This window comes from Streptomyces sp. VTCC 41912, assembly GCF_045799175.1.
Lineage (GTDB): Bacteria > Actinomycetota > Actinomycetes > Streptomycetales > Streptomycetaceae > Streptomyces > Streptomyces albulus_C.
The window spans coordinates 60,770-75,077 of the sequence record NZ_JBJMAB010000004.1; the positions used below are offsets into that span (position 1 = coordinate 60,770).

Below are 14,308 nucleotides of genomic sequence, written 5' to 3' on the forward strand. Positions count from 1 at the left end.
GAAGTTCCCCATGAGCACCACCACCGTCGCCCCGCTGACCGCCACCGACGCGGAGAACCTCGTCCACGCCGCCCGCCGCGCCGCCGACGCGGCGGGAGTCCCGGTCAGCATCACCGTCCTCGACGCCGGCGGACACCTGCTGGCCTTCCGCCGCGACGAACGCGCCGTGCTGATCTCCGGTGAGACCAGCACGGCGAAGGCCCGCACCGCCCTCCAACTGAACGCGCCGACGGCCGACCTCGTCGACCTGGTCAAGCCGGACGGCCCCTTCCACTCCCTGCCCACCGCGCTGGACACGCCCCTGCTGTTCATCGGCGGCGGCGTGCCGATCCACCGCGACGGGCGACTCGTCGGCGCCCTCGGCCTCGGCGGCGGCGCCCCCGAGCAGGACGACGCCTTCGCCCGGACCGCCCTCCAGGCCCTCTGACCCCACCCCGCCCGCGGAGCGGGGGCGGCCGACACCGGCGGGCCACCCCCGCTCCGTCCCCCCTCGCCAATACCACCTGCACAACAGCAGTGAAGAAAGGCCCCTGATGACCTCCGTACCGCACATGACGCTCAACAACGGCGTGACCATGCCGCAGCTGGGCTTCGGCGTCTTCCAGGTCCCCGACGAGGAGACCACCGCCGCGGTCACCACCGCCCTGGAGGCCGGCTACCGCAGCATCGACACCGCCGCGATCTACGGCAACGAGCGCGGCGTCGGCAAGGCGCTGGCCGCCTCCGGCCTCCGCCGCGAGGACCTGTTCGTCACGACCAAGCTGTGGAACGACGACCAGGGCCACGACCGGACGTTGGCGGCCTTCGACGCCTCCCTGGACAAGCTCGGCCTGGACCACGTCGACCTCTACCTGATCCACTGGCCCGCCCCGGCCCGCGACCTGTACGTGGAGACCTACCAGGCGCTGGAGCGGATCCTCGCCGACGGGCGGGCCCGCGCCATCGGCGTCTCGAACTTCCAGGTCCCGCACCTCCAGCGGCTCCTGGAGCACACCGGCATCACCCCGGTGGTCAACCAGGTGGAACTGCACCCCGGCCTCCAGCAGACCGCGCTGCGCGCCTTCCACGCCGAGCACGGCATCGCCACCGAGGCGTGGAGCCCGTTGGCCCAGGGCGCGGTCCTCGACGACCCGGCGATCGTGGGAATCGCCGCGGCGCATGGCGTAACCGCGGCGCAGGTCGTCCTGCGCTGGCACCTCCAGACCGGCAACATCGTGATCCCCAAGTCCGTCACCCCCGCGCGCATCCGGCAGAACCTCGACGTCTTCGGCTTCGCGCTCACCGACGCCGACCTGGCCGCCCTCGCGGGCCTCGACCGGGGGCTGCGCACCGGCCCGGACCCCGACACGCTGAACTGACCCCACACGTCCCGGGGCGCCCGTCCACACCGGCCGGGCGCCCCGGTGCCGCCCGCACCGCCGCCGCAGCTCCACAGCCTCGAAGAGGGGAACGCTCCGTGCAGATCGATCTCTCCGGCCGCACCGCCCTGGTCACCGGCTCCACCCAGGGCATCGGCCTCGCCATCGCCACCGGCCTCGCCCGCGCCGGAGCCCGCGTCGTCGTCAACGGCCGCGGTGAGCAGCGGGTGGCGGAGGCCGTCCGCACCGTGCGGGCCGACTCCGGCAGTGCCGACGTCACCGGTGCCGCGGGCGACCTGGCGACGGAGCAGGGGGCGGCCGCCGTGGTGGAGGCCGTGCCCGCGGTCGACGTCCTCGTCAACAACCTCGGCATCTTCGGCTCCGCAGCCCCGCTGGAGATCGACGACGCCGAGTGGCGGCGCTACTTCGAGGTCAACGTCCTCTCCGCCGTCCGGCTCATCCGCGCCTACCTGCCCGGCATGAAGGAGCGGGGCTGGGGGCGCGTCCTCAACCTCGCCAGCGACTCGGCCGTGGCCATCCCCGCCGAAATGATCCACTACGGCATGACGAAGACCGCGCTGCTCGCGGTCAGCCGCGGGTTCGCCAAGGACGCCGCGGGCACCGGCGTCACCGTCAACTCCGTCATCGCCGGGCCGACCCACACCGGCGGCGTCGAGGGCTTCGTCCGCGAACTCGTCGGCGACGCGCTGCCCTGGGACGAGGCGCAGCACGCGTTCATGGTGAAGTACCGCCCGCAGTCCCTGCTGCAACGCCTGATCGAGCCCGAGGAGATCGCCAACCTGGTCGTCTACCTCGCCTCGCCCCACGCCTCCGCCACCACCGGCGGCGCCGTGCGCGTCGACGGCGGCTACGTCGACTCCATCCTGCCCTGAGCAGGGCGCCCTGGCGCCCCGCCCGCCGTGGGCGGATCGACCCGACGTGCGAGATCCCGGCCGGTCGTCCGATCGGTCGGGATCTCTTGCGTCGGCCGCCGGGGGTGTGCCCGGGGCGGTGGGTCAGTCGACGGCGTCCATGAAGCGCAGCATCCGGCGGTTGACCTCGTCGGCGTGGTCGATCTGCGGTCCGTGGCCGGTCCCGGTGAGGATCTCGGCGCGGGCACCCGGAATCAAGCGGGGTACGCGCTCCAGTTGGCGCTTGGGGTGGACGAGCAGGCTGCGCTTGCCGAGCACGAGGTAGAGCGGGGTGCGGATGGTCGACAGTTCGGCGTCCGCCAGGGGGAGCGGGGCCGGGCGGCGGATGCGGTGGGCGCGGACCCCGGCCCTGATCATCGCGCGCAGCTCCGGCACGACGAGCACCGGCTGTTCGAGCCAGGCGGCGAGCCGCGGCCGCAGCGCCTTGGGGGCCGAGGTCGCGAACAGGCTGACGAAGATCCAGGCGAAGAAGCGCAGTCCCACCTTCTCCAGGCCGCCGGGGTCGAGCAGGGTGACCGAGGCGAGGCGGCCGGGACGGCGGTGTGCCTGGTTCACGGCGAGCCAGCCGCCGTAGGAGGAGCCGACGAGGTGGACGCGGTCGAGGTCGAGGGCGGCCAGGGTCTCGTCCAACCACTCGGCGGCGCGCTCGGGTTGGTGCAGGGGGGCGCGCTGCACGCTGCGCCCCGGGTCGCCCGGGGTGTCGATCGCGTACACCGGGCGGGCGGCGCTGAGGGCGGGGGTGTTCGGGTACCACATGGCGGAGCAGGAGCCCGAGCCGTGCACCAGGACGATGGGGGTGCGGGAACGGGCGGCGGGGTCGGCCGGCTCGTAGCGGTAGACGTGGGTGGTGCCGAAGGAGGTCTCCACGTCGCCCTCCGCGGTGGAGGTGGCGCCCAGGGCGTAGACCGCGTCGCAGGCTGCGAAGTAGCGGTCGCGCAGGGTGTCGCTCACGTAGCGGCCGACATCGGCCTGAATGCGGGTCGTGGTCTTGGGCACGGCCACCTCCGGAACGGGTTGTTCGTGGTCTTCGTGATACGAACGTACCATGAAATTGATACGGCGGTATCATCAAAAAGGGCCGCAGGGCCCAGTGCCGAACCGATGCGACCGACGAAGGACGACGCGACCGATGCCCAAGCGCGTGGACCATGCCGAACGACGCAACCAGATCGCCCGGGCACTCCTCCAAGTCGCCGGCCGACGCGGGCTGCACGCCGTGGGCATGCGGGACGTGGCCGCCGAGGCCGGGGTCTCACTGCGGCTGGTGCAGTACTACTTCGAAACCAAGGAGAAGCTGCTGCTCTACGGATTGCAGCGGCTGGCCGAGGGGTTCGGGGAACGGGTCGCCGCCCGGTTGCGGGCCGCGGGGGAGGGCGCCGGACCGCGCGCCGTGATCGAGGCACTGCTGATGACGTCGCTGCCCACCGACGAGGCGAGCCGCACCTTCCACCTCGTCTACACCTCGTACGCCGTGCTGTCCGTGACCGACCGGGCGCTCGCCGGCCAGCCCTTCATCCAGGACCCCGACGCCGCCGAGGACACCGTGGCCGAACTCCTGCGCCAGGCACAGGAAGCGGACCTCACCCGACCCGGGGTCGACGCGCGCAAGGAAGCGATCGGCCTGCTGGCCATGTCCGCCGGGCTCGGCACCAGCGTCCTGGTCGGCCAGCGCACCGCCCGGTCCGCCGCCGACGTCCTGACCCACCAGCTCGACCGGATCTTCCGGGACGGTGGGGCGGGCGCGCCCGCCTAGGCGGGCGCCGCGCGATCCCGCTCAACCTCCTTGTGCCGCCTGCTCGGTCGCCTCGGCCGAGCGCCCGCCGTAGACGCACAGTCCGTAGATGGCCAGCACGTCCAGCGCGATGATCAGCACCGACCACACCGGGTAGGACGGGATGAAGAACATCTGGGCGAAAGCGTTCAGGCCCAGCACCGCGACACCGAACCACCGGGCGGCTTCGGAGCCCTTGGTGAGCACGCCGACGGCGGCCACCGCCTGTAGGACGCCCAGGGCGAGTATCAACCAGCCGAATGCCTGCAGGTCCCCGAGGACCAGGGAGACGTTCCCCACGAAGACGTGCGAATTGACGATCGCCGCGATGCCGTCGAGGCCGTTGAACAGGGCCAACAACGCCAACATGACCCCGGCGAACATCACCAGACCGTGGCCCTTGTGGTCCTCGTGCCGTGGTGCGGTCGTGCTCCCGCCGTAGCCGGGGTGCGGTGTTCCGGTCGGATGACCTGCTGCTGATGCCATGGGAACCTCCGTGATCGAGGGGCGGTGCGCCGCTGTCGCACCGGTGAAGTCCCTCCATCCATCGGGGACTTCGGCCGGGGCGTCGCTCCCGCCGTCCGGACGGTGACCCGGCGTACGACGCCGGGGAGGACGGCGGTTCCGGCTGGGCAGCCGACCGGCAGCGCCGGGCGGGACAGCCGCCAACTTCAGCGTGGCAGGGACGTTCCCGGGCCGCCACGCGAGACGCCGCGGCACCGCGGCGCGGACCCGGCGCCACCCCTCACTGCTGCGGGTGCCGCCACCGGGCGTCGACCTCCGCCCACTCCTTCTCCCACTGGGCGTACCGCCTGCGGTCCAGCAGGCGCACGGTGACCCGCTCGGCGCCGAAGAACAGCAGCCCGGTGGCGGAGCCCACCACGGTGCCGGCCACCACGCTCTCGGCCAGGGAGTCCGTCGGGGTGCTCGGGTCCCGCACCAACGCACCGTCGCGGTCCAACCAGACCGTCGTACGGTCCCCGACGTGGACGCCGGCCGCCAGGGTCGTCTCGCCCGTCCGCACGGTGTGGTCCGGCGCCGTCCAGCGCACCGTCGTGTGCACCCGGCCGCCCGTGCCGGTCCCGCTGTCGACGGTGATCCGGGTGGCCGGTTCCTTCGTCACCACCGCGGAGACGGGGCGCCAGCCGGAACTCTCCCGGTGGGTCGCGGCGTCCACCGCACTGCCGGCCACCACTCCCGCGGCCGGGGCCGCCACGGCGATCAGCACCCCCGTGGCCAGCACGACCCAGGACTGCGCCACGTCCGTACCGCGCCGGAGCGGACCGGGTCGCCACGGCGGACGGAGCTTCCCAAGAGGCATCACGCACCCCCTTCGCCTGCCCTTCGAGCGTCCCACACCTGGCCCGTCCGCCCCACACCACGGCGGCGGCCCGCCCTGCGGGAACGGTGGGGACGGCCGATCGTGGAGGAGGGGGCGCGGAGCGTGTCGCAGGCCCGGCGGGAAGGCCGGCGCGGTCCGTCACGCGGCCGGGAGGAGTTTCCTGGAAGGGGAGGACCCAGGAGCGAAGGAGCCTTAGGGGACCGTCGTGATCACCGCAGTGCGCCTGCCCCGGCGCCACGCCTCGCGCTCGGCGAAGCCCGGGCCGCCCCGCGAGCCGCCGAAGCCGCCGGCCGCGCCGCGGGCCCCCGGCTGGCGGCCGTGGCTGCTGCCCGTCATCCTCGTCGCGCTCTTCGTCCTGCTGCTCAGCCGGGCGCACAACCCGGCAGGGACCTCCCTCACGTACAGCGCCTTCCTCGGCAAGGTGGACGCCGGGCAGGTCAAGACCGTCGACATCGACGACAAGGGCGGCGTCAACGGGCAGCTCAAGGACGGCCGGAAGTTCACCACGCAGCTCCCCACCGCCCTCGGCACCACCGGGCTCGCCCAGCAACTCCGGGCCGAGAACGTCAACGTCACCGCCTCCAGCGGCAGCGCCGGCGGGAGCTGGGTGGGCCCGCTGGCCGTCGTCCTGCTGCCACTGGTCCTGCTCGGCGCCCTGTTCCTGTGGACCGGGCGCCAGGCCGCCCGCACCCTCACCGGAGGGCTCAGCGGCATCGGCCGCTCCCGCGCCAAGATCATCGAGGCGGAGCGGCCCACCACCCGCTTCGACGACGTCGCCGGCTACGAGGGCGTCAAACAGGAGATCAGCGAGGTCGTCGACTTCCTGCGCCACCCCGAGCGCTATGCGGTGGTCGGCGCCACGGGACCGCGCGGGGTGCTCATGGTCGGGCCGCCCGGCACCGGCAAGACGCTGCTCGCCCGGGCGGTCGCGGGGGAGGCCGCGGTGCCGTTCCTGTCGGTGACCGGATCGGCCTTCGTGGAGATGTTCGTCGGCGTCGGCGCCTCCCGCGTCCGCGACCTCTTCGACGAGGCCCGCAAACGCGCCCCGTCGATCATCTTCATCGACGAGATCGACGCCGTGGGCAGCCGCCGCGGCGGCATCCGCCTGGGCGGCAACGACGAACGCGAACAGACCCTCAACCAACTCCTCGCCGAAATGGACGGCTTCGACCAGAGCAGCGGCATCGTGGTGCTCGCCGCCACCAACCGCCCCGAGGCCCTCGACCCGGCGCTGCTGCGCCCCGGCCGCTTCGACCGGCACGTCACCGTCCCGCTGCCCAACCAGACCGAGCGGGCCGCGATCCTCGCCGTGCACGCCCGCGGCAAGAAGCTCGCACCCGACGTGGACCGCACCGTGGTCGCCCGGGCCACCCCCGGCTTCTCCGGCGCCGACCTCGCCAACCTCGTCAACGAGGCCGCGATCCACGCCGTCCGCGCCGGCAACACCGTCATCTCCGCCCAGGACCTCGACGACGCCCGGGACCGGGTCCTGCTGGGACGCCGCGAGTCCTCCAACGCCCTGCTCCCCGAGGAGCGGCACGCCGTCGCCGTCCACGAGTCCGGCCACGCCCTCGTGGCCGCCCTGTGCGAACAGGCCGACCCGGTCGCCAAGGTGACCATCCTGCCGTCCGGACCCGCACTCGGCGCCACCGAGCAACTCCCGGAAGCCGAACGGCACCTCTACACCGAGGGCTACCTCACCGACCTGCTCACCGTGCGCCTCGGCGGGCGCGCCGCGGAGCTCGTGGTCTTCGGCGAGGGCTCGACCGGCGCCGCCGACGACCTGGCCGGCGCCACCCAGATCGCCGGCCGGATGGTCCGCGACTTCGGCCTGTCGCCGTCCCTCGGACCGATCGGCTACGCCGCGCCCGGCGCCCTGCACCGCCTCGGCGACGAACCCGCCGGCGAGACCCTGCACCGGCCCTACTCCGAGCGGACCCAACGCCTCATCGACGAGGAGACCGCCCGCCTCGTCCGGCAGGCCGAACAGCGCGCCACCGCCCTGCTCCGGGACCACCGCCCGGCCCTGGAGCACCTGGCCGACCTGCTGACCACCCGCGAGACGATCGACGGCGCGGTCGTCCAGGACGTCCTGCGCCGCTGGCCCGGGACGGCCCCCGAAGCCCCCGCGCCCGGCCCCGAACGCCCGCCGCCCTGACCCGACCGCCCCGCACGGCGACCCCGCCGCCCCGCCACCGCGACGACGGCCCGAAGAGGCCCCGTCCCGCTGCGCGCGTCCGATCGGTCCCGGCGAGCGAGAATCGAGGTGAGGGCACCTGTCCGCGTGCGGCCCTCGTGTGGGCCCGCACCCGTCCCGAGCAGGGAAGGTGAGGTCCGATGTGGTTCTGGTACGGCCACGGCGGTGGTGGCGGGTGGGGATGGTTCGCGGCCACGGTCGGCATGGTCCTGTTCTGGGCACTGGTGATCACGGTCGGGGTGCTGCTCTTCCGCGCCCTGTCCCGGTCGGGACCGGCCGGCGACGGCGAACCGGGCCGCGGCCACCCCGGATGGCACCCCGAGGGCCCGTCAGCGACTGGCCGTGCTCCGCTCCTCACGGGCCGGACCGACCGCCCCCGACGCGCCGAAACCCTGACGCCGGGGTACGGGCCCGGCCCGGCCGGCCGGGTGCGCGCTCAGTGCAACTTGGCCTTGAGGACCACGATGACCAGGCCGAGCACGAGGTTCACGAGCGTCGACAGCACCACCAGACGGCGCGAGGCCCCGGCGCGGATCGCGGCGAAGCAGGACCAACCGACCTGCTCGGCCACGGCGACGGACAGCGCGAACCAGGCGGTCGCCGCCACGCCCAGCCCCAGCAACGGGCTGATCACCACGGCGACGGCCGGACCCACCGCCGCCTGCGCGATCGGCCACTCCTCGCCCGCCACGTGCCGGATCCGCTGCCACGTCAGGTCCCGGTACGACGCCAGGTCGCCGACGAGCCGCGCGTACACGTGCGCCATCCAGAAGACCAGGCCGGTGACGAGCAGCAGGAGCACCAAACCGAGCCGGGGGAACGGTCCGAACGCGGCGGTGCCGGCCACGACGGACGCGGCCTGGAGGGAGCCGTAGACCGCACCCCCGTAGTCGGTCTGCGCCTCCCGGTGCGGCTGGGGGAGGCCCCGGCCCGAACCGTCCGTCCGGCCGCCGGGGTGCGTGCCGTCCGCCATGCCCCACAGGATCGCCCCGGCGGTCCCGGACCGCACCTCGGTCCGCTCCTCACTGGTCGCCCGGCCGGCCGCGGGGCACCGCGAAGTCGGTGAGCACCGCGCAGCCCGGTGTCAGGCCCGCCCACCCGCCGGGCAGCGTCAGCACCGCCACCGCGGACGTCGGGAACTTCTCGCGGACCCGGTCGACCCCTTCCCCGCCGCCGGCCAGCGCGAGGACGAGGTCCTGCACGCCCGGCTGGTGGCCGATCAGGAGCGCCGTCCGCCACCGGTCGGGGAACCCGCGCACCACCTGGAGCAGGGTGGCCGCGCTCGCCGCGTACACCCGGGGTTCGAAGACCACCTCCCCAGGCGTCGCGGTCGTCCCCGGAGCCGCGAGCTCCGCGGCCACCCGGTCCCAGGTCTCGCGGGTCCGCAGGGACGGCGAGCAGATCACCGCGTCGGGCGCACCGTGCCGTTGCCGCAGCCAGCGGCCGGCCGCCGGCGCGTCCCGACGCCCCCGGCCGGCCAGCGGACGGTCCAGATCGGGGACGCCCGCCGGCCAGGCGGACTTGGCGTGCCGCAGCACGATCAGGCGGGTGGTCTCGCGGGTGTTCATCGCAGGCTCGCTGGGTCGTGGGCGGGGGAGCGGGTGGCGGGTCTACGGAACGGGGGTGAGCCGGCGGGGCTTGATGCGCTCCTCGACCGCCGAGTCGCCGTCCCGGGTGACGACGTAGGCGCCCTTGCCGGGGACTTCGGTCACCGCCTCGACCAGTTCGGTCCCGCGGTAGACCAACCCCACGCCGTCGTCGGTGCAGTGGGCCACCGGCAAGGTGCCCTCCGCGACCAGCCGGTGCGTCAACGGCCGGCGCCCCTCGTCGACGTCGTAGTGCACCCCGTTCCCGTACGGCAGGAGGCCGAGGCCGTTGGTCAGCGGGCGCAGCTCCGGGCCGAACGAGTCGGTCGCGCCGCCCTGGAACCAGCACAGGGACCCCGCGCTCACCCCGCTCAGCACCACCCCGGCCCGCCACGCGCGGCGCATGACGGCGTCCAGCCCGTGCACGCGCCACACGGCGAGGAGGTTCGCCACCGACCCGCCCATGACCCAGACGACGTCCTGATCGAGCACCGCGCCCTCGACGTCCTCCAGGTTGGGCATCGGGAACAGGTGCAGCGGCGTCAGGTCGAACCCGGCGACCCGGGCGGCCTCGGTCATCCGGGCGGTGAAGTGCTCGGCGTCCCCGATGGCGGTGCCGACGTACATCACGCGGGGCCGGCGGCCGTGGACGCCCGAGAGGTCGACCGCGTGGTGCACCAGTGAGTTGAACCGCACCATGGTGCGGCCGCCCGTCCGGTGGCCTCCGGAGGTGGCGAGGATGGTCGGATCCGGTGCTGTCATGGCCTCGACCCTATCGCTGCGGATCGGGGCGGGCCCCGTCGCCTCGGCCCCAACGGGGTTGTGACGCAAGCCGATCGGGCCCGTCGGCGCCGCCGGGACGGGCTCGCCGGCGGCCGGCGGCCCCGCCCTCGGAAAAGCACTGGCCGCCTGGTCGCGGATCGGGAGAGGGTGCGGATGTTCGACCCGTACCGGGATCGGCGCGAGCGGAGGACGAGGGAACCGTGGGGACGGCGATGACGCTGACGGCGGGCGGCGACGTGCAGGTGACACTGACGAAGGCGGGGCGGACCAAGGTGCGGTACCCCGCCACCGTCGTGGGCGACGACGGGGTGCGCGTCGTGGTACGGGCGCCCTGGGGGCGGCCCACGGTCCGGGACTTCGGGTTCGTGCGGTTCGAGCCGGGCGACGTCTTCACCGAGCACTACTGGCGCGACCGCTGGTACGCGGTCAAGGAGGTGCGCGCCGCCGACGGCACGGTCAAGGGCTGGTACTGCGACGTGACGCGTCCCGCCGAGGTCGGCCCGGACGGCATCGTGATCGAGGACCTGGACCTCGACCTGTGGCAGTCGGCGGACGGCTCGACCGTGCTCCGCCTGGACGAGGACGAGTTCCGCCAAAGCGGCATCGAGGACCGTGATCCGGTCGCGGCCGCCCGGGCGCGGCAGGCCCTGGACGCGCTGGAGGAGCAGGCGCGCAGCGGACGGTTGCGCGCCCTGTGACGGTCCTGCGGCGGCCGGCCGGCGGCCCGCCGACTTGCGGACCCGGCGCGGCCGTGCCGCAGGCCGCGCGATCGGCGCCGTCGGCGGGCCGTGCCCCGCGTCGGGGGCGCACCGATTGCCCGGTCGGCGGGCCGGGACCACAGTGGGGAGGAGCGGAAGGCGTGGGGGCGGTCTCACGGAGGAGTACCGCAATGGCTGAGGCACTCTCCCGCCGGGAGCGATTCCTCCTGGCACAGATGGAACAGGACCTGCGTGGGCAGGACGCGGAGCTGGACCGTCGCCTGACCACCATGCGGTGGGACGACGTCCCGCCCCCGCCGGTGCCGCCGCCCGACCGGCACGGCGGCTGCGCGGTCTCCCACCTGTTGGGCGCCGTGCTCACCGGCCTGCTGGGCGCGGCCCGCACGGCCGCCACGGTGGTGGCCGCCCCGGCCTGCACGACGGTCTGGGGCCTGATGCTCGCCTGCCTGGCCCGGCTCATGGGCCGGTGGGCGCGGCTGGGGAGCGCGGACCACGGCTGACCGCCGGCCGTCCCCTCCGGGCAGCGCCGACGGCCGGCGGGGACGGCGCCGTGACCGCGCCGCGGCCGGCGGGTCACCCCGACGCCCCGGCGCGTTGACGCGCTCACTTCATGCGCGTGCGACAGCATGAGCGGCGGCTCCCGCGCTCCGGGAGCCCCGCGGACGGGACACTCCCAGGTCCCGTCCGCACCGGGCGGGTCAGGCCCGGAGATAGGCGAGGACCGCCAGGACCCGGCGGTGCCCCGGGCCGTCGAGGCGCAGGTCGAGCTTCTGGAAGATGTTGCTGACGTGCTTGTTGACCGCCGCCTCGGTGACGAACAGGGCGCGGGCGATGTCGGCGTTGGCGCGCCCCTCCGCCATGAGGGCGAGCACCTCGCGTTCACGGGGAGTGAGCTGTTGCAGGGGCTCGCGGCGCCGGTTCAGGAGTTGGCGCACGACCTCGGGCGCGGCCGGGCAGCCGATGACCGCGCGGCCCCGGATGCCGGTGGCCTCGCTGTCGAAGTCCATGACCGCACTGGCGTCATGCAACTGGTCGAGGCGGGCCGGATCGAGCTGGACCGGCCAGTCCACCGCTACCTGCCCGAATTCACCATGGCCGACCGGCGCGCCGAGGGCGTCACCGTCCGGCAACTGCTCACCCACAACGCGATGGCGACCCTGCTGCCCGACAGCGGCATCGGCATCGCGGTCGTCACCAACACCGGCATGGTCTCCGGCGACGACGCGCCCCAACTCACCGAGGGACTGATCGAACTGGCCGAGGGCAGGACCCCCGAGGCGGCCGAACCGTTCTCGATGACGGCCGACCAGGTCCTGGCCGGGCCTGACCCTGCTGGCCGCCGGCCTCGGCGTGCGCGGGGTGCTGCGCGCCGGCCGCTGGGGGCAGCGCACCGTGCAACGGCCGTGGTGGCGCGGAACGCTCCGCTTGCTGCCCTATGCGCTACCGATCCTTTTCCTCTTCCAACTGGCCACGTTGCTCGGCCTGTTGATGCATCGTTCGGGGACGCTGGAACAGGCCGCCTACGCCTGGCCCGCCCTCGCGGTCTGGGTGGCGGCCGGCGCCCTGGCCGCTGCCGCGGTCGTCGTCGCCCGGTTGCTCGCCCTGCGCACGTACCGGCGGCGCCGCTGAACGGGCCCGTCGCCGTGGGGGCGGGTGCGCGGGTTCGGTGCGCCCGGGCGGTCAGGGACGGGGAGCGGTCCGGACCTCGAAGCCGGCCAGTCCCGCCGGCTCCTCGTCCCGCACCTGGACCCCGGTCACGTGCGCGGTCGGTGGCCCTTGGCGGACCCACTCGACCATCTGGGCGACGCCCTCCGGCGGCCCCTCGAAGACGGCCTCGACGTCCCCGTCGGGCAGGTTGCGCACCCACCCGGCGACGCCGTGGGCCAGCGCGCTCTGTCGGCAGGAGTCCCTGAAGAAGACGCCCTGCACCCGTCCTGACACGATCACGTGCTTCCGCACCATGGGCAGGACTGTAGGTCACGGGGCCCGGCCGGGGGACGACCTCCCGCGGCCGGCGTGCCCCTGTCCGGCGCCCGGGGCGCCGTCCGTCACCGCGCTGCGGCCGGCCGTACGTGTTTGACGTAGGCCGCGTCGAGGTCACGGACCTCGACGGAGGCGTGCACCGTGCGGTCGGTCGCCGCGGCCGTGTGGGCGCGCACCAGCTCCAGCACCGCCTCGGCCAGGCGGGTCTTGGTGTCCGTGCTGCGTCCCGGCAGGATGGCGAAGTCCACGTGGACGAGGGACTGTTGGGGCTCGTCATGGGCGATGACGGCCTCGTCGACGCAGCGGAACCGCGTCTTGCAGCTCTCGACGGTGATGCCGTCCACGGTCTCGGCGGCGAGGGCGTGCAGCGCGTGGGCGAAGCGGCGGGGGTCCAGGGCCTCGCGGAGCGACGCGTCGTGGTCGACCAGGATGTGCGGCATGGGGAAGTCTCCTCAGGAGCAGGGGATGGCGGTGGCTGCGGGGTGAAAGCTAACGGACGGCCCAGCCGCGGTCGCGGAGGGCCTCGGTGAGGGGGCGTGCCACGCCCGGGGCCACCTTGAGGCCGACGGAGTCGGCCGCGGTGCCGGCGCCGCGGGGGTCCGGGCGGTGCGGTGCCAGACCCGCCAGGTCCACGTCGTCCAGCTCCAACCGTGCCTCGTCCACGTCGTCCAGGAGTCGCGACAGCGGTCGGTCGTGGTCGCCCAGGGCGACCGAGAGCATGGTGTGCGGGCGGGACGCCGGGTCGTTGTACGGGGGCGTGATGCGCGCGCGGCCCTCGACGCCGCGCTGGAGGAGCGCGGTCAGGTCGGCCAGGGCCTCGGCGGTGGCCGCCGGGTCCGTGGTGGCGGTGGACAGCTGGGACAGCGCCTCGGCGGCGGTCGCCAGGTCCGCGCGGAGCTCGGTCAGGAGCGGGGCCAGGGCGGTGGCGTTGGCGGCGAGGATGTCGGCCCAGAGCGCGGCGTCGCCGGACGCGACCCGGGTGGCGTCGCGCATGCCGCGACCGGCGAGCCGGACCGCGTACTCCTCGCCCTCGCGCAGCCGACCGGCGGTGAGCGTCGCCATGAGGTGGGGGAGGTGCGAGACGAGGGCCACGGCGCGGTCGTGGTCCGGCGGTTCCAGCAGCGCCGGCACCGCTCCGCACAGCGACACCAGTTCCAGGGCCCGGTTGAGGGCGGCCTCGGTGGTGTCCGGCGTGGGGGTGAGCACCCAGTGGTGGTCCTGGAAGAGGTCGGCGCGGGCCGCGAGCGGGCCGGAGCGTTCGCGGCCGGCCAGCGGGTGGCCGCCCACCAACGTCGTGGTGTCGCAGCCGAGGGCCAGACACTCGGCGTGCGGAAGGGCCTTGACGCTCGCCACGTCGGTGTAGACGCGGGCGAGCCCGGCCCGTTGGTGCTCGGCGAGGGCCCGGGCGGTGCGCGACGGGGGAACGGCGATGACCGCGATGTCCACCGGTTCCGACGGGGGCCCGGGGGTGCCGGCGCCGCGCGCGACGGCTATCCGGACGCGGTCGGGATCGCGGTCGAGCAGATGCGTGGTGACTCCGCGGGCGGACAGGGCCAGGGCGATCGAGGTACCGATGAGACCGGTGCCGACGACTGCGGCGGTGTGCAAGGTGACGCTCCTCGGCCGTACGGGGGCGG

The 14,308-nt window shown here is 74.4% G+C and carries 17 protein-coding genes and 2 pseudogenes; 9 read left to right on the forward strand and 10 right to left on the reverse strand.

The genetic code is table 11. The features are described from left to right. The first annotated feature begins 10 nt into the window (after positions 1–10). From ACJ6WD_RS07525 to ACJ6WD_RS07535, 3 genes are all read left to right on the forward strand, one after another. Positions 11–427 carry a GlcG/HbpS family heme-binding protein gene (locus tag ACJ6WD_RS07525; RefSeq protein WP_407615349.1) on the forward strand — a complete coding sequence of 139 codons (417 nt, stop codon included), beginning with the start codon at positions 11–13 and terminating at the stop codon, positions 425–427. Between the two features lie 106 nt (positions 428–533). Further along, positions 534–1,358, forward strand: coding sequence for an aldo/keto reductase (locus tag ACJ6WD_RS07530; protein ID WP_376442022.1), 825 nt, complete (start codon positions 534–536; stop codon positions 1,356–1,358). 98 nt (positions 1,359–1,456) lie between these two features. Next, the gene (locus ACJ6WD_RS07535) at positions 1,457–2,251 is read left to right on the forward strand and encodes an SDR family oxidoreductase (protein WP_331246867.1); all 795 of its coding nucleotides are present in this window, start codon (positions 1,457–1,459) and stop codon (positions 2,249–2,251) included. 123 nt (positions 2,252–2,374) lie between these two features. Here the strand turns inward: ACJ6WD_RS07535 and ACJ6WD_RS07540 are convergent, their stop codons facing one another. After that, positions 2,375–3,286, reverse strand: coding sequence for an alpha/beta fold hydrolase (locus tag ACJ6WD_RS07540; RefSeq protein ID WP_407615350.1), 912 nt, complete (start codon positions 3,284–3,286; stop codon positions 2,375–2,377). A gap of 133 nt (positions 3,287–3,419) precedes the next feature. On the opposite strand from ACJ6WD_RS07540, the gene ACJ6WD_RS07545 reads away from it, so the two are divergent. Next, positions 3,420–4,043: a TetR/AcrR family transcriptional regulator gene (locus tag ACJ6WD_RS07545; protein ID WP_407615351.1), complete on the forward strand. Its 624-nt coding sequence runs from the start codon at positions 3,420–3,422 to the stop codon at positions 4,041–4,043. 21 nt (positions 4,044–4,064) lie between these two features. On the opposite strand, the gene ACJ6WD_RS07550 is transcribed toward ACJ6WD_RS07545, so the two are convergent. Both ACJ6WD_RS07550 and ACJ6WD_RS07555 read right to left on the reverse strand, forming a co-directional pair. Next, positions 4,065–4,547, reverse strand: a complete 483-nt coding sequence (locus tag ACJ6WD_RS07550; RefSeq protein WP_233655757.1) for a hypothetical protein — start codon at positions 4,545–4,547, stop codon at positions 4,065–4,067. A gap of 259 nt (positions 4,548–4,806) precedes the next feature. Next, complete coding sequence (locus tag ACJ6WD_RS07555) at positions 4,807–5,322, reverse strand: hypothetical protein (RefSeq protein ID WP_233655756.1); 516 nt, start codon at positions 5,320–5,322, stop codon at positions 4,807–4,809. A gap of 286 nt (positions 5,323–5,608) precedes the next feature. Between ACJ6WD_RS07555 and ftsH the strand changes: the two genes are divergently transcribed. After that, positions 5,609–7,561, forward strand: coding sequence for an ATP-dependent zinc metalloprotease FtsH (ftsH, locus tag ACJ6WD_RS07560; RefSeq protein ID WP_331246868.1), 1,953 nt, complete (start codon positions 5,609–5,611; stop codon positions 7,559–7,561). Positions 7,562–8,036: 475 nt separating this feature from the next. Here the strand turns inward: ftsH and ACJ6WD_RS07565 are convergent, their stop codons facing one another. From ACJ6WD_RS07565 to ACJ6WD_RS07575, 3 genes are read right to left on the reverse strand one after another with little or no spacing between them, the layout of a single operon-like run. Continuing rightward, complete coding sequence (locus tag ACJ6WD_RS07565; RefSeq protein WP_376442037.1) at positions 8,037–8,609, reverse strand: hypothetical protein; 573 nt, start codon at positions 8,607–8,609, stop codon at positions 8,037–8,039. A gap of 13 nt (positions 8,610–8,622) precedes the next feature. Next, on the reverse strand, positions 8,623–9,168 hold the full coding sequence (locus ACJ6WD_RS07570; RefSeq protein ID WP_331246870.1) for a histidine phosphatase family protein: 546 nt from the start codon (positions 9,166–9,168) through the stop codon (positions 8,623–8,625). A gap of 42 nt (positions 9,169–9,210) precedes the next feature. Then, complete coding sequence (locus ACJ6WD_RS07575) at positions 9,211–9,948, reverse strand: Type 1 glutamine amidotransferase-like domain-containing protein (RefSeq protein ID WP_407615352.1); 738 nt, start codon at positions 9,946–9,948, stop codon at positions 9,211–9,213. Positions 9,949–10,181: 233 nt separating this feature from the next. Here ACJ6WD_RS07575 and ACJ6WD_RS07580 point away from each other — a divergent pair, with 233 nt between their 5' ends. Further along, on the forward strand, positions 10,182–10,667 hold the full coding sequence (locus ACJ6WD_RS07580) for a DUF402 domain-containing protein (protein ID WP_233655750.1): 486 nt from the start codon (positions 10,182–10,184) through the stop codon (positions 10,665–10,667). A 191-nt stretch (positions 10,668–10,858) separates the two neighbouring features. Continuing rightward, positions 10,859–11,188 carry a DUF3040 domain-containing protein gene (locus tag ACJ6WD_RS07585; RefSeq protein ID WP_038516700.1) on the forward strand — a complete coding sequence of 110 codons (330 nt, stop codon included), beginning with the start codon at positions 10,859–10,861 and terminating at the stop codon, positions 11,186–11,188. Between the two features lie 198 nt (positions 11,189–11,386). Here the strand turns inward: ACJ6WD_RS07585 and ACJ6WD_RS07590 are convergent. Next, positions 11,387–11,647 (reverse strand): annotated as a pseudogene (locus tag ACJ6WD_RS07590) (response regulator transcription factor); the annotation flags it as partial. A gap of 63 nt (positions 11,648–11,710) precedes the next feature. Here ACJ6WD_RS07590 and ACJ6WD_RS07595 point away from each other — a divergent pair. Both ACJ6WD_RS07595 and ACJ6WD_RS07600 read left to right on the forward strand, forming a co-directional pair. After that, a pseudogene (locus ACJ6WD_RS07595) lies at positions 11,711–11,776 on the forward strand (hypothetical protein); the annotation flags it as partial. A 337-nt stretch (positions 11,777–12,113) separates the two neighbouring features. Continuing rightward, the gene (locus ACJ6WD_RS07600) at positions 12,114–12,317 is read left to right on the forward strand and encodes a hypothetical protein (protein WP_407615353.1); all 204 of its coding nucleotides are present in this window, start codon (positions 12,114–12,116) and stop codon (positions 12,315–12,317) included. A gap of 51 nt (positions 12,318–12,368) precedes the next feature. On the opposite strand, the gene ACJ6WD_RS07605 is transcribed toward ACJ6WD_RS07600, so the two are convergent. The 3 genes from ACJ6WD_RS07605 to ACJ6WD_RS07615 all read right to left on the reverse strand — a co-directional run bounded on the left by ACJ6WD_RS07605 (position 12,369) and on the right by ACJ6WD_RS07615 (position 14,279). Next, positions 12,369–12,650, reverse strand: coding sequence for an acylphosphatase (locus ACJ6WD_RS07605; protein WP_407615354.1), 282 nt, complete (start codon positions 12,648–12,650; stop codon positions 12,369–12,371). An 86-nt stretch (positions 12,651–12,736) separates the two neighbouring features. Further along, positions 12,737–13,111, reverse strand: a complete 375-nt coding sequence (locus ACJ6WD_RS07610) for a 5-carboxymethyl-2-hydroxymuconate Delta-isomerase (RefSeq protein WP_233655747.1) — start codon at positions 13,109–13,111, stop codon at positions 12,737–12,739. Positions 13,112–13,160: 49 nt separating this feature from the next. Then, the gene (locus ACJ6WD_RS07615) at positions 13,161–14,279 is read right to left on the reverse strand and encodes a prephenate dehydrogenase (protein ID WP_331246874.1); all 1,119 of its coding nucleotides are present in this window, start codon (positions 14,277–14,279) and stop codon (positions 13,161–13,163) included. Between the last annotated feature and the right edge of the window lie 29 nt (positions 14,280–14,308).

What these genes read in the sequence shown, in the direction of transcription:
- ACJ6WD_RS07525 (WP_407615349.1), top strand. Translation starts at nt 11, where the DNA reads ATGAGCACCACCACCGTCGCCCCGCTGACCGCCACCGACGCGGAGAAC.
- ACJ6WD_RS07530 (WP_376442022.1), top strand. Translation starts at nt 534, where the DNA reads ATGACCTCCGTACCGCACATGACGCTCAACAACGGCGTGACCATGCCG.
- ACJ6WD_RS07545 (WP_407615351.1), top strand. Translation starts at nt 3,420, where the DNA reads ATGCCCAAGCGCGTGGACCATGCCGAACGACGCAACCAGATCGCCCGG.
- ACJ6WD_RS07550 (WP_233655757.1), bottom strand. Translation starts at nt 4,547, where the DNA reads ATGGCATCAGCAGCAGGTCATCCGACCGGAACACCGCACCCCGGCTAC.
- ACJ6WD_RS07570 (WP_331246870.1), bottom strand. Translation starts at nt 9,168, where the DNA reads ATGAACACCCGCGAGACCACCCGCCTGATCGTGCTGCGGCACGCCAAG.
- ACJ6WD_RS07575 (WP_407615352.1), bottom strand. Translation starts at nt 9,948, where the DNA reads ATGACAGCACCGGATCCGACCATCCTCGCCACCTCCGGAGGCCACCGG.
- ACJ6WD_RS07580 (WP_233655750.1), top strand. Translation starts at nt 10,182, where the DNA reads ATGACGCTGACGGCGGGCGGCGACGTGCAGGTGACACTGACGAAGGCG.
- ACJ6WD_RS07585 (WP_038516700.1), top strand. Translation starts at nt 10,859, where the DNA reads ATGGCTGAGGCACTCTCCCGCCGGGAGCGATTCCTCCTGGCACAGATG.
- ACJ6WD_RS07605 (WP_407615354.1), bottom strand. Translation starts at nt 12,650, where the DNA reads ATGGTGCGGAAGCACGTGATCGTGTCAGGACGGGTGCAGGGCGTCTTC.
- ACJ6WD_RS07610 (WP_233655747.1), bottom strand. Translation starts at nt 13,111, where the DNA reads ATGCCGCACATCCTGGTCGACCACGACGCGTCGCTCCGCGAGGCCCTG.